Genomic DNA, 13,528 nt, shown 5'->3' with positions numbered 1-13,528 from the left:
GCGTTACCAGCTAATCTACATCCTTAATAACTAAAACTTCTACAGGTCTTATCTCATTAATGAGTTGAAGTCCATAGCGCATTAACTCTTCATTCAGCGCCTCTAATGTAAAGAAATCAAAAGTTAAGCCATCAAAATCCACGTCCACGTTAGCTGTATAAGCTACATCATTTACAAAAGGCTTTTCCAAATCATATTCTATTAGCGGCCTTATCCCATTCAGCAAATAGTGGAAGGGTTGATTTTTCAGAATCCTGCGTTTATCTTCAAATATGCTACCTTTGGCAGATTCATTTCTTTTCCGAAAAGTGTTTACCGGTTTTCCACCTTTAGATTTCAACTTGTCCTCTTTTCCGACTTTACGCAAGACCAATGTTTCCATTGCTATGGTATCGATATAAAACTTAAGCGGAAAATGATTAGCGAGATCTCTTTTCATAATCTCATATTTTTCTGACTCTCTTCCACTCGGAATAACAAGCTGATAGACGTAAGAATGATTGTAAAGCCAATCTTCTGGATTTTCGAGATTGTCTGGCTTCAGGCATAAATCGAGGTTTTTAATTTTCAAGACCGTTTTCCAGGGTCTTCGCCAATCCACTGTTCCGTCTGCAGCATATGCAGATCTGATCAGATCTATTGCTGTCATACCTTTTGCGGTAAAGCTTCGCGCACTTCCCCATTCGCCTCCACGAAACCTAAAATCACTATTATACCGTGCGAGGTAACTAAATGATTGCATATCCGATTCATATTCACGCTCAAATAAAGAAGTCTTGACAACCATTTGCTTGGCTTCCTTAGAGTTTAGTTTTTCGCCTTTTAGAAACTTTCGGATATTCCCTGCATTGAGCGAGGTACCTCGAGCTATATATTTTATCTGAAGCTGTTCATCTAGCCAAATGATATGCGGCACGCCTACCACAGCAAATCTTTTGTGAAGCAAGGTATCGCCAACGATCATTTTCACATTGGGCTTTTTAATCCAGTCACGCTTTTCGAATAAGCTTTCAGTAGAATCTTTCGATTCATAATTTACCAGAATAATCTGAATAGAATCACCAAACATAGCTTGTAATTTTTCGACCTTAGGAAAGGAAGCGATACACGATCCACAGCCGTGTGCCCAAAAATCCAGGATGGTGAGTTTGTACTTATTCGGTTTTAGATCAATTTCCTTGTCCGGACCCAGTACCTGTTTAAAATTCATTGCGGGCAGCTTATCGCCGACCTTTACCTGTTGCGCCGTAGTTTCCTTAAAAAGAAAAAACACCAAAACAACAAAGAGAAATTGTTTAATTATCATATCCAGGATTTTGAATTAAATGCGTATTCAATAGAATTTCGTTTGATGGAATAGGAAGATATTTTGCAAAGGATTGCCAAGAGGGTTTTGATGCTCCAAGCACGTCATCAATGGTATTCCACCGGATGAGATCGAGCCAGCGGTTGCCCCCTTCAACAAAGAGCTCATGGCGTCTTTCAGTTACGATAGCTTCCCATAACTGTACTGCATCCGCGTATTTTTTATCCTTTAGCCCTGCCCTTTTTCTCAAGCTGTTCAATGTCGATAGCACTTGATCGTAGTCTTTAACTCCAAACAGCGCTTCGGCACGCATCAGGTAAACCTCAGCCAGTCGAAATACCACGTTGTATTCTTCAATCGGAGTCATTAGTTTGTTCTTGTATTTTGTAGGGTAGTAATAAGCAGTTCCATCCAGTATATTTGATTCCGTCCAAGCCTTCTTTCGGAGGTCTTCAACTTCAAAGCTTTGCAACAGATCATGCTGTAAGACATACATGGGCTTGCTCGTGGGACTAAAAGGAAGGAAATTCATCGCTACAGCAGTATTTGCTACTGTACTTTCAATCTGGAAAATAACTTCTGCCGATTTGATTTTAAAGACATCGTTGAGGTCCATTTCTAACGTGAAATTTTTATTGCTCAATATCTCATCTGTGAGATCAAGTACTTGTTCAAATTGCCCCTGATATAATTTAACTTTTGCCAATAATGCGATTGCGGCATAATAAGATGGCATAACACGCTCGCCCTTGATTTCTTTGGGGAGGAGTTCTGCAGCTCGTTCCAGATCTTTTGACAGTGATTCCATGACTATTGATTTGCTATCTCTTGCTTTGACAGCATTCGCCCTATAATCTGACGAAGAAATATAGGGTACATCACCAAACAATTGACATAGATGGAAATGTAAGAATGCACGGACAAAAAGTGCCTGACCCAAAAAATTCTGTCGGTCGGTAAGAGAAAGCATCTGATCGCGCTCTGCATTTTCGATCACTAGATTGGCGCGATATATACCCCGATAGGCATATATCCAAAAATTGCTTACCACTGCGTTGGAACTCTGTAATTGATTCTTAAAAAACTCCTCCTCAACACCACCCACTAAGGTAGGATATATCTCATCGGCTGCTACACCCATGTACACTTCCATACCCCCATTGGTCATGGAGAGGTTGAGTGCCCGCATCTGAATAAAGATGCCGGCCATCGCCGATTCATATCCCTTTTTCGACTGGAAAAGTACTTCTGAGTCGACCAGATGATCCGGTGTATCTACCTGCACCAGCTTGTTGCAGGCCGACAGCAGCAGGAGATTAAATGCAATACAGCTAGAGATACAGATATGTAGTATGTTAATTTTCATAGCTTTAAAATTTTGATCCATTTTATAAACTGATTTTTAGCCCAAACATGATAATGCGCATGGGTGGCGTGGTCAAGTAATTCTGTATCTCCGGATCGCCGCCTTTGTACCGCGTGTAGGTCCATAGATTCTGAATCTGGCAGAACAGTTCCAATGCTGTTATAGACTTTAAGACAGTCACATCAGGACTATAGCTGAGGTATACATTGCGCAATTTAACGAACGAGGCATCCGTTATCTTTCCATCCGAATTAAGAAAATTCTGGAAAGCACTGTAGCCTTTATCCGTCCGCGATGCAATAAAGCGCTGATAATCGGACCCATCGCCCTCCTGCTGCCAGCGATCCATCACCTGTGTCGCATGATTGACAAGCCCAAGCCCGGGCGCATTGGGGTTTGCTGCTTGCGCACCATTGCCCCGCTGCTTCTTGAAGTCCACCAGAAAACCCATACGCCATCTTTTATAGGAAAAGGTGTTGCTCCACCCACCGAAAAAGTCCGGTGAATAATCGACCAGCACTGTTCTATCCTGAATGGTGTATTTGCCATCGCCATTGCTATCCTCAATTTCATAAAGGCCAGTCTGCGCATTGATGCCCGTATAGCGGTAAAACTTTTGCGTACGAATGGATTGGCCAATCACGTATTTATTGGCGTAAGACGAGTTTCCAAGCCCCGGAAAGCTGAGCAGTTTATTTCTCGAGCGCGCTATATTGAATTTGGTAGACCAGCTGAAATGACTGCCCTGTATCAGATTGGCGTCCAAAGTGATCTCAAGACCTTTGTTTTCAATTTCGGCATCCAGGTTTTGGTTTACACTGCTAAAACCTGCCTGAAAGGGCAGCGAATAAGCAATCAACTGATTGTCACTCCGATTGCGGTAATAGGAGAAAGACAAGAGTATGCGGTCTTTCCAAAATCCCATATCCATGGCCAGTTCAAGCTTCCTATTGGCTTCCCAGGCGTAGTCTGGATTGTAGAGCATGCTGGGATCCATCCCCACTACCCCGTTATAGAGCAGCGCATTGGAAGACCAGGTATCCAAAAACTTATAGTTACCGATCTGATCATTTCCGGTAATGCCATAGCTACCGCGCAGTTTCCCGTAGGATAACCAGGGACTGTGCTGTTTCATCCACTTTTCCTCCGAGAAGATCCAGCCGGCACCGATGGAATAAAAATTGGCAAACTGTTTACCCGGTCCAAAGCGTGAGGAACCATCCCTACGTGCTGCGATATTGAGCAGATAACGTGCATTGTATCGGTATCCGAGGCGCGCGAAAAGAGCAGCATATTTGTACCGCGACTGCGTATAGCTGGGCACTACTTTCCCGGCAGCGGCAATGGTTCCCAAGAGGTTATCATCGCTATAATTCGTTCCTGCCAGTAAGGTATTTTCACTTCCATCCTGTTGTATAGAACTACCCAATAAAAAGTTAATGTTATGCAATCCTAGCTGTTTAGTATAGGCCAGTTGCGGCTCTACGATCCAGCTGTACCGGCTCCCGTTTGAAAAATTTGCAAAGGGCAAATTCGAGGTCGATGGATCTATTCCTGTCGATGGATAACGGGCTTTCTCACTGTTGTTACCAAAAGAATAACCGCCGGTTACTTTCAGATTTAGATCTGTATAAAGCTGATATTGCAGGCCGATATTGGCAAACAGGTTTTTGAACTTTCCGGAGAAGCTATTTTCCAGTTGCGCGAGCGGATTGGTAAAACCCAGACTCGAAAAAGAGTACGGTCCGATCTTCCAGTTCAGCGAACCATCGTCATTACGGAGCTGCAGATGGGGCATCAAGTAAAGGTACGCGGCCGGATCATACACCGTCAGGTCGGAATTGTTTTGCGTAAAGTTACCTGCCATGTCCAGCGTAAACCGACGGTCTGCAGAGCGGTGGTTGACATTGAACCCAATGTTGTACCGATCCGAAGATTTCGAACGGTCAAATTGGAATGCTTCACGGCGCAGGTTTCCATTCAGACGAAAAGAAGTGCGGTCACCGCCCGTCACATAGCCGAGGTTATAATCCTGCGTCAGGTTATTGGAACCGACAAGGTATTTTGAAAAATCCGTGTACCGCGTGGTATCTGCCAGCAGCAAATCAGGCGCGTTTGCTTCCGTCAGCGACAGCCCACTGTTGGCGAACGCTTCGCGGCGCATGGCCAGATAACCTTTGGTATCGAGTAGCGGAATGACATTTCCTGCGCTGGAAACCCCAATATTGGACGAAAAATTGAGATGTGCCTTTTCTGCAAAAGCTTTCTTTGTGGTAATGAGGATGACTCCGTTGGCACCCCGGCTACCATAGATGGCTGTGGCATCCGCATCTTTAAGCACCTCGATACTTTCAATATCGGCCGGATTAATGGCGTTGAACAAACTTAAGCCCGACTTGGTCGCATTGGAAAGTTCGGCAATATTCTGCCCATTCGTCGCAATGGGATTGCCATTGAGCAGTACCAGGGGTTCGCTACCCTGCGTAAGCGAACTTATTCCGCGCACTTTAAGGTCCACCCCGGCTCCGCTGATGCCGCTGCTTGGCATCACGTCCAAGCCGGGTACGAGCCCTTGCAGCGCGAGCATCGGGTTACTGATGGGCTGATGCTGAATATCCTTGCTGGTTACTTTGGTAACAGAACCCGTAGCGAACCTGCGGGTTGTGGTGCCGTAACCTATGACGACCGTTTCATCCAGTCTATTATCCATAGGTATCAATTCGACATCGATTGATACTCCTGCAGTATAATTCAATGAATGTGCATTATAGCCCAAATGGGAAAATAGTATTTTACCATTCTTCGCTTTCACTTCGATGGTAAAGGAGCCATCACTTTTGGAGGATGCCCGCCCCTTTTCATCGGCCATGCTGACGGATACCCCTGCTATCGGTTTGCGATCCGAAGCGGAGACCACAGTACCAGACACTGTTAAAAGCCCATTGGCCCCGCTGTCCTCGCGGGGCGTCTGAGCTGATAAACTAAACATAGAAACTAAGAGGAACACGATTACAAGAAATGTAAACTGTATAACTGGAATATTGACTACCTTATCCAATAAGGCAGCGTAAAGATTAGCTCTTTTTGTCATCTGCTTATGGATTAGGTATTATTCTGCAATTCGGTTAAAGAAACTGTGGATCCTTTGCTTGGCTTCCAGATCCGCCGTAATGACGTCGGCAGGTTCAGCAAAGGTGAATGGTACCGCATCGATTTCGATCTTGCGGAAGTGCACCAGGAAATAAGCCATCAGCACACGGCACAGTTTCATCAAAACGGTGTGCATCTGCTTTACGTCGGCAGCATCTTCCTGTGCGATGCCCTTTCTATAGTTTTCAAAGAGTGTCCACAGGGTTTCCTGACAGTCGGTGATGGTATGTTGGGACCAGAACTCCCGAATGGTATGTAATGGATCGTATCCATTGTCGTATATTTCATAACATGCTAGCTCAAAGGGTAGCAGATTGTTTGATTTTTGGTTCATAATTTAGTTTCATCAAGTGTGACAAACCTTGAGGTGCCGGCTCAGATAAAGGCATAGCTTCCCCTTTCGCGATTTTTTCGCGTTAAAATGGCCTGTCATACCACATATCAAAACAGACCTGTGGTAAATGGACAAATAATATTAAAAGTCCGAAAAGCGCCTTGATACAATTTCAAAGCATAAATTAGGGTTAATTATGGCGCTCCCTGCCGGAAAGAAGTAAAGACCGACCTACAGTAATATCGTCTTGCAATAAAAACTAAGGGTAAAAAGTTTGGACTCAATGAAAAATTGCTTAATTTTAACGTGCGAATTTTAAATCAAGCTGTATCATTGGCCAATATTACCTTTTTAATGCAATTATATAAGTGTAAAGGTCGGTTACAGGCGTAAATAGCGGGACATTAGACTGAACAGGGTTCTGCTGTCTTTTCGTTTACAGGAAAGTCAAGACCTGCCCTTTTTAATGCTCTTTACAGCCTGTGTTTGATGGAGCGCAACCTATTCAGGTGCGCGGAATATGTTCTTTAAAAGTGATTTGCGGGAATACCCAGTCAATCCAACTTGGATCGATTGCGGGTAATGGGTGGTGTTTTTTGTGTTCGTTCTCATAATCGTTATTGGTTTTTATGTGAACGAGTCTTTTTCAAGAGCGACACCAGCAGTGTCGGCCCTTGCTCCTCCTGTAATTAGTTGGAAAATCCGGCTTAATGGAGTAAAACCATTCAGATAGCAGTTGCCCACTACCTTACCCTACAGAAGTACAAACGCAAGGACCGTCTTACTGGATATGCTTGTAAAGATAAACATTTCCAGTAATAATAGACGATCCACGTGCACTCTCTAGGGTATTTATTTTAAGCCGGATTTATTCCCAAATAGAGAGACTCGTTTTAATACAACACATGTTGTTATATAAAATTCGCTATTACATAAACAAAGATAAGAGTTTGACGTAAAAAGTCAAACTTTTTACAAGAAAAATATATGATTAAAATTAACAGACTAGCTGAAGTTCTTGAAATAAAGAAAATAACGAATAGAGAACTAGCTGAAAAAATTAAAAAAACTGAGGAAACTGTCTCAAGGTGGGTTAATAATCATCGGCAGCCGCCCCTTACTGAGTTGTACAAAATTGCGAAACTTCTTGACACAGATATTCGTGAGCTGTTGTATCCAACAAAGCCATAACCACATGAATTTCATACAATCTAAAAGGTTAAAACAGCGAAGTGAAGGACTGAAAGACCTAGAAAAATCTTTAGAGAATAAAGAGAAGACGCTAATTATACATTACTCTTGCGAGTCTTTTGTAAATTTATTTGGTAGAAGCCCGCGAATAACTTCTATTTCAATCCGGAATTTACAAACCGGACAAACCATATCATTTTCAATTCATATTCAGGCTCAAATTAACAGAATGGATTTTAATAATTTATCTGATGAAGATTACGATAAATTAGAATATTATATGCTAAATGAGTTTTACGAATTTGCTAAAGAAAGGCTTAAGTTTAAATGGATTCATTGGAATATGCGAGATACTAATTTTGGATTTGAAGCAATTTCAATTCGATTCCGTATTCTTGGTGGTTCTCCCTTAGAGATTGATATTGAAAATAGGTATGATCTACCGCGGATACTTTCCAAAATATATACTTATGATTATGAAAATCATGGAGAAAGTGGGAAATTACTCAGTTTGTGTGCAAGAAATGAAATATCTTTTAGGGATGCATTAAGTGGTAAAAAAGAAGCTGAAGCTTTTGAAAACAGAAATTATCTTGCTCTTCATAAATCAACTTTGAACAAGGTTAGTATTATTGAGAGTATAATTGAAAAAACTGAAAACGGTAGTTTGAAAGTGAAAGTAAAACCAAAAGAAATCTATGGATTAACAATTTCTGGTATAAGGGAAATTGTTGCAAATAATTGGATATTGAATCTAGCTTGGGGGATATTTATCTTTTTTCTAGGATATTTAGTACAGAAGTATTTAAATTAAAAATAAAAATAAAATGGGCGTCTAGTCATTATAATCCAAAAGTTGAATGTGGTCATTTCGAATGCCACATTAAATCTGGTATTTTAGTTTTGTAAAATTGAAAGTCAGACATAATAATTTGGTAAAATCGGGACGTTTTAATAAAAAAACAAATTTGTCCCATGAATATTCGTCCGTTCTTCGTTTTTGAAATATAATGAAGCATAAAAACGACTAACTATGAAATTTCAAAAAGCAAAACAACTTTAATATGATAATTAATATAATTTTAATTACACTTTTCTACTTAATGACGAAATACACCCAAAAGGAATTTGATAAAGAGAATAAATACAGAAAATATAAGCTTAGTTTAAACGAACCATTTAAATCCGAAAAAAATTTCAACTTCTACTTGTGGATGGTTTCTCTTTTGTTTATTTATGTATTTGGTATGTTTGGAGGACTTTTTCTTCTACTAACTTTTGGCAAGTTCTTGCTAAACTTCTTAGTAAATGATTTTATAAATTCAATTCCTCTTGAATTCAACTTAGGTTTCGACTATAGATATTCTTTCATTGCCTTTATTATTATTTCATTAATATTTATGTACAAAAATCATTATGAACGGAAGTAAAACGATTTTTTAATGATAGATTAGTAGCGATCCGACTTGAAAACGACTGATAGTCCGCTATCCCTACCATTTTTGTTTCTTAATGCGCATTTTTATATTTATTCAATGCGAAAATGAAAAGCGGAATGACTTCACCACTCCCCGAATTAACATTGTAATCAATCTGTAATATCCTGTTTTTCAACGTATTTCAGGTATTAAATTTTGAAGATATTTTCACACGCAACATAAAACACTTGTCGGCTATAATAAGATGCATGCTGCTTCCATCTAATAACACAAATTATAAATGGCAAAAATAACATTAGTGAGTAACAGTTAAACATAACAGTAGCATTATTGAAAATAAAATAAATTAAATATAACACCAATGAAACAATAAAACCGCTAGATAAGTTCCTACTAAACACCATAGAGAAGTAATATTCTCTTAATCTATCTCTATTATTGCTGTTTTGAGATTTATCCTTTAAAATATTAGCAAATTTAAAAATATCTTCGGCCTCTTTGGAGCTATATAAGTTAGTCGTGCACCGCGACATTCTAAGGCAAAGTTCTTCTAGTACTTCTTCTCTTTTCGAAAGTCTAATATATTTCCCAATATCATTTATTAAATAATAGGATGGCTTAAATTTAAATTTGTAATAGATTTTTTCTAAAATACTACCAAAAAAATCTATAAAATAACCAAAACCATAACAAATTATAAAAAATAACACTAAAAATATCCCCACAATATCTTTAATATTATTGACTAACCAAACATAATTTTCATAAGATAAAACTAATAAAGTGGCAAAAAACAAAGATAATGTGCCAGGTATAATAATCTTCATTAAATCCTGAATTCTAAAGCTCATATTTTCCATTATAAAATACTTTTTCCAATTTTTCTATCATTCATTCTAATTGTAACGTTATCCCTATCGAAATCTGGCGGAGTAGGTTTAAAATGATACTTCTCTTTTTCAATACTATCCTTTTGTAAATGATACTCCATTAATTGAAAATTTCTTAATCTTTCTATTTCCATATTTCCCACTAAAATAGTTGAGTTTTCACCTCCTTTGACTTGAATAAGATCCTTTTTATATGATTTAGACGGTTGAATAAGTCTAGAATCTCCATAGTGTGAGGAATTAACTTGAATAAAATATGAATGTACATCTCTTACCCAAGCGCCTGCAACATCTGAGAAATATTCAGTATCAGGATTCAATTCTGAAGCTACGATAAAATCAACTTTTGATTTGAAGAGCGATCGATGATAAATGTCGGCCAGTTCAAAACAATTATACACGGAAAAATAAGTTTTTCTCCAATGAAATAAATCATAAGACATTTTATAATCCTTGAGAGTTTGCTTTGGAACAATCAGTCTGTAACCTGTTAATAAGTATTTTTCTTTCGGTGAATAATGGTTTTTGAGTCTGATCTTTATTAACGATGTTACATTTTCATGAACTTTAAATGGAAGTATTGTTACCATGAAATTAAATGCTATATTATTGTTATTAATCCAATGTTCGAGTCCTGCTACAATACCCATGTAACGTTTATGTGAGCGTTCAGCGAGCAGCCGCAACCAGGAATATGGGATGGAAACTTCTGGAAAAATAATCAAGTCAGACTCATGTCTATCTGCCTCATTTAATAATTTAAATATTGTTTTTCGTCTTTTTCGGTCTAAATTAGGCATTTTTAGATAACTTCTTTCCACGTTTCTTTCATCAACCTTAATATTAGCAATAGCAATTCGTTTATCTACTTTATCGTCAAAATCATCTATGTTCTCCCCATGTATTTCAATTTCATTATATTTAAGATCGTTTGAAATTTCATCCTCTTTATAAACAGTAAAATACTTTTTCTTGAGCTCTCTTTTTTTGATATCTGAATTGAAGTTCTTTTTCCATCCATAATTACACCTATAATACCATTCAAAGGCTTCATCCGGAATTGAATTTATCTTGTCGTATTGTAGATCACTATCATTTGATCTATTTTCACTAACTACATTTTCTGGTGCATTGACATTAAACCCCTCACTTAAATTGTTTTTTTGATTATTACCATTTTTATTATTTTTCAGATCAGTGATATCAATATTGGCAATCCTACTAACAATCTTCAAAATATTTATTTCATGGAAAGGGATATAATTAGGAGCCAAATTAGCGATTAAAAGATCTATTTCTATTTCTTTGTTTTCAAGATGAAAATATGAGTTATAGTCACTACCTAATAAACTAAATTCCGGATCTTGAAACCTTAAATAATTTATACCAGGAACTTTTATTAATGAAGTTCGAAATAAATTACTCTTTCTAAGCATTAATGCATCAAGATGTAATTCCTTAAATAGTTCTTTCTCAGTACCATTTGTATACTGGATTTCTAACTTAGGATTCAATGACAGTGCAATAGAAACAGAGATCTTAAAATAATTTATAAGCGACTTTTTCAAATTAGACTTAACATAATCGCTCGAAATATTTTCATTTCCTATCGAATCTTTACTAATTTCCAGCTTATCAATAGCATTCTCCACGTTTCTTTTAAATATCAACAAATTGTCTGGGCGATTGCTAATTACAAAGTATGTTGCTACTTTTTCCCATAATGAGTAGAAATTTAATGCAGTCGATTCCTTAAAGAAGGTAAGTATTTGTTGATTTGCTATATCATCATTCTCACTATCACCGAAACTAACAGCAAAAATCTTTTTTGCCAAAAATTTTGATGCACCATATTTATTTTCTGAAAAGTCCTCTATACTTCTGAATTTATTTTCAGAATCATTATATTTTAAATTGAAAGCTTCTTCATCGAACTGTTCACTTATCTCATCCTCATCTGGTAAAAATCGAAATTCGCTTCTCTGTTCTCTAAGCCTTTTCTTAAAAATATTTAATACGGCCCTAGATTCCTTATAATCGAAATAATGTAGAACCGTCTTCGAAACTTGTATTTCTAAATTAGAATAACCCAAGTCTATATTTTCAGTTTTGTCAATACAAGGATCAATATTTATTGGATTTCTTATAGTAAATTTAATTGAGTTGACCAATTGCTTAATTATATCATCTTTATAAATTCCAAAATCCTTAAATATATTAATTTCATCGACTTTTAGATCATCGCAGTACTCCTTATATCGCCAACTGTCATCAACTTTTGTAAATAATACTTCTTGTACTTTTCCATCAGGATGAATATCTAAAATTCCTTTTTTATAGAAATTTCTATATAAGAAGGAAAGTGTTGGAGAATTTAGGTCTGGCTTAAAATGTTCAGTTAAATCCGAAAAAACGAACATTAGATCATCCACATATCGACCATAGAATGCTGGATTAATATTTTCAACGATCATTTTATCTAAATCTTTTAAATAATAATTTCCTAAAAGACAAGATGAAAGTAATCCTATTGGCAATGGATATTTATTTTTTAATTTTCTATCCTGTTTTTTATTTGATGGATAAACATCCCTTAACTGTACGGAGTATAGCTTATGTACTATAAAAAGCATATCAGTGAGATCTATCGATAATTCTAAAAACCTTTCTACGTCGAATTCTTTTTTCTTCTTAGCATAATCTCTTATATTCTTTTTCAGATCTTTTTTAATTTTATCAAAGTCCAAACTGATCGAATGGTAGTAATCCTTTACATCAAGACTTAAAATAGTAACATTCCGTTTTTCATCCAATAAATTTTCAGCCTTTAAGATCGCATCGTCTCTCCAATGTTGATATTGTACAAAGTATGGTTTGAACAATTTCAAATTCTCATATGGATCTTCTGTCTCTTCATTTATATCTAAATTAAGCTTATTAGCATAGCAAGACTCGCTTAATAATGGAGCGAGAAAACGACCGGCGTACATAACCCATAGAGTTGACAAAACATGGATCTCTATAGGAACGTCAGCATATACGTTCAATCGTTCTAATTCGATCTCTTTTAACTCCTTACTATTAGTAGTAACAATATGTGATGCATTTCTTTTAATTTTCTTGGGTAGTAAATGAGTTTTAATCAAAGTATACGGTACATTTTGATAGTTACTCAATTTATTGAAGGTATGTTGAATCTTTCTATATAAAATTGTTTTTATTTTATCAATATCACTTATTCCATCGAAATTCTCCTTCTCGAATTTAGCTATACTCTTTCTTACAAAAAGAGTAGTATTGTCATAAAAAAAATAATGTTTAAGCTTCTTGTAAGCGTTAAAAACCTGATCAGGATCAAGATAATGTATAATTCTCATAAAAAAAGATGTAAAAGATTAGTATATTCTCCCCGATAGCGAAATATCAAACAAAGGTTGTCGTAACATTCCTTCGTTTAAGGCCGCTGTCTAATATTAAATTCTATAATACCCTGTCATAATTCCAATATAGATTATAAATTATTATTCAAAAAACATGGTAATTTCCACTTCTATAAAATTCAATTTCCGTTAATTAAAGGGCATTAAAAAAAATAGGTTAATACTCTTTCCGAAAATACATTATTTATTTTGAATTAAGATGCTTATCGATTGCTAAGTAAGATAATCTTACAAATTTTCTTATGTTTAAGCTATTGCTGTGAAATAGCTAGACTAGGGGAAGCCTAAACGTAATTTAAAAGTCAATACACAGGTTTAAAACTACACTATTCAAACACATCTGCAACATAAAGGAATTGCAGCCTTAAAAGAATTATTTATTATAAAAATTGGTTGTGAATTGCTTTCATTC

8 protein-coding genes are annotated in these 13,528 nt (G+C 36.7%); 2 read left to right on the top strand and 6 right to left on the bottom strand.

All coding sequences use genetic code 11. From position 1 onward, the window contains the following. Nucleotides 1-10 precede the first annotated feature (10 nt). Genes B2107_RS05475 through B2107_RS05460 form a run of 4 tightly spaced genes read right to left on the bottom strand, consistent with a single transcriptional unit; the run spans nt 11 to nt 6,156 of the window. A complete protein-coding gene (locus B2107_RS05475) occupies nt 11-1,306 on the bottom strand; it encodes a TlpA family protein disulfide reductase (protein WP_293953858.1) in 1,296 nt (431 codons plus the stop codon). After that, on the bottom strand, nt 1,296-2,672 hold the full coding sequence (locus B2107_RS05470) for a RagB/SusD family nutrient uptake outer membrane protein (RefSeq protein ID WP_293953856.1): 1,377 nt from the start codon (nt 2,670-2,672) through the stop codon (nt 1,296-1,298). Before B2107_RS05470 ends, B2107_RS05475 begins: the two co-directional genes overlap by 11 nt. A 22-nt stretch (nt 2,673-2,694) precedes the next feature. Further along, nucleotides 2,695-5,763, bottom strand: coding sequence for a SusC/RagA family TonB-linked outer membrane protein (locus B2107_RS05465; protein ID WP_293953854.1), 3,069 nt, complete (start codon nt 5,761-5,763; stop codon nt 2,695-2,697). 18 nt (nt 5,764-5,781) lie between these two features. After that, complete coding sequence (locus tag B2107_RS05460) at nt 5,782-6,156, bottom strand: hypothetical protein (RefSeq protein WP_293953852.1); 375 nt, start codon at nt 6,154-6,156, stop codon at nt 5,782-5,784. 987 nt (nt 6,157-7,143) lie between these two features. Between B2107_RS05460 and B2107_RS05455 the strand changes: the two genes are divergently transcribed. Together B2107_RS05455 and B2107_RS05450 are read left to right on the top strand one after the other, a co-directional pair. Next, nucleotides 7,144-7,347: a helix-turn-helix transcriptional regulator gene (locus tag B2107_RS05455; protein WP_108634506.1), complete on the top strand. Its 204-nt coding sequence runs from the start codon at nt 7,144-7,146 to the stop codon at nt 7,345-7,347. Nucleotides 7,348-7,351: 4 nt separating this feature from the next. Next, nucleotides 7,352-8,161, top strand: coding sequence for a hypothetical protein (locus B2107_RS05450; protein ID WP_293953849.1), 810 nt, complete (start codon nt 7,352-7,354; stop codon nt 8,159-8,161). Between the two features lie 813 nt (nt 8,162-8,974). Here B2107_RS05450 and B2107_RS05445 read toward each other — a convergent pair. Together B2107_RS05445 and B2107_RS05440 are read right to left on the bottom strand one after the other, a co-directional pair. Further along, complete coding sequence (locus B2107_RS05445) at nt 8,975-9,646, bottom strand: hypothetical protein (RefSeq protein WP_293953847.1); 672 nt, start codon at nt 9,644-9,646, stop codon at nt 8,975-8,977. Beyond that, complete coding sequence (locus B2107_RS05440; RefSeq protein ID WP_293953845.1) at nt 9,646-13,053, bottom strand: hypothetical protein; 3,408 nt, start codon at nt 13,051-13,053, stop codon at nt 9,646-9,648. The genes B2107_RS05445 and B2107_RS05440 overlap by 1 nt, the downstream gene beginning before the upstream one ends. Between the last annotated feature and the right edge of the window lie 475 nt (nt 13,054-13,528).

Origin of the sequence: Sphingobacterium sp. UBA7855, assembly GCA_002500745.1 — a bacterium.
In the GTDB taxonomy this organism is placed as follows: Bacteria; Bacteroidota; Bacteroidia; order Sphingobacteriales; family Sphingobacteriaceae; genus Sphingobacterium.
The sequence above is the reverse complement of the archived record's forward strand: the minus strand, read 5'-3'. Positions and strand labels throughout refer to the sequence as shown.

What these genes read in the sequence shown, in the direction of transcription:
- B2107_RS05475 (WP_293953858.1), bottom strand. Translation starts at nt 1,306, where the DNA reads ATGATAATTAAACAATTTCTCTTTGTTGTTTTGGTGTTTTTTCTTTTT.
- B2107_RS05470 (WP_293953856.1), bottom strand. Translation starts at nt 2,672, where the DNA reads ATGAAAATTAACATACTACATATCTGTATCTCTAGCTGTATTGCATTT.
- B2107_RS05465 (WP_293953854.1), bottom strand. Translation starts at nt 5,763, where the DNA reads ATGACAAAAAGAGCTAATCTTTACGCTGCCTTATTGGATAAGGTAGTC.
- B2107_RS05460 (WP_293953852.1), bottom strand. Translation starts at nt 6,156, where the DNA reads ATGAACCAAAAATCAAACAATCTGCTACCCTTTGAGCTAGCATGTTAT.
- B2107_RS05455 (WP_108634506.1), top strand. Translation starts at nt 7,144, where the DNA reads ATGATTAAAATTAACAGACTAGCTGAAGTTCTTGAAATAAAGAAAATA.
- B2107_RS05450 (WP_293953849.1), top strand. Translation starts at nt 7,352, where the DNA reads ATGAATTTCATACAATCTAAAAGGTTAAAACAGCGAAGTGAAGGACTG.
- B2107_RS05445 (WP_293953847.1), bottom strand. Translation starts at nt 9,646, where the DNA reads ATGGAAAATATGAGCTTTAGAATTCAGGATTTAATGAAGATTATTATA.
- B2107_RS05440 (WP_293953845.1), bottom strand. Translation starts at nt 13,053, where the DNA reads ATGAGAATTATACATTATCTTGATCCTGATCAGGTTTTTAACGCTTAC.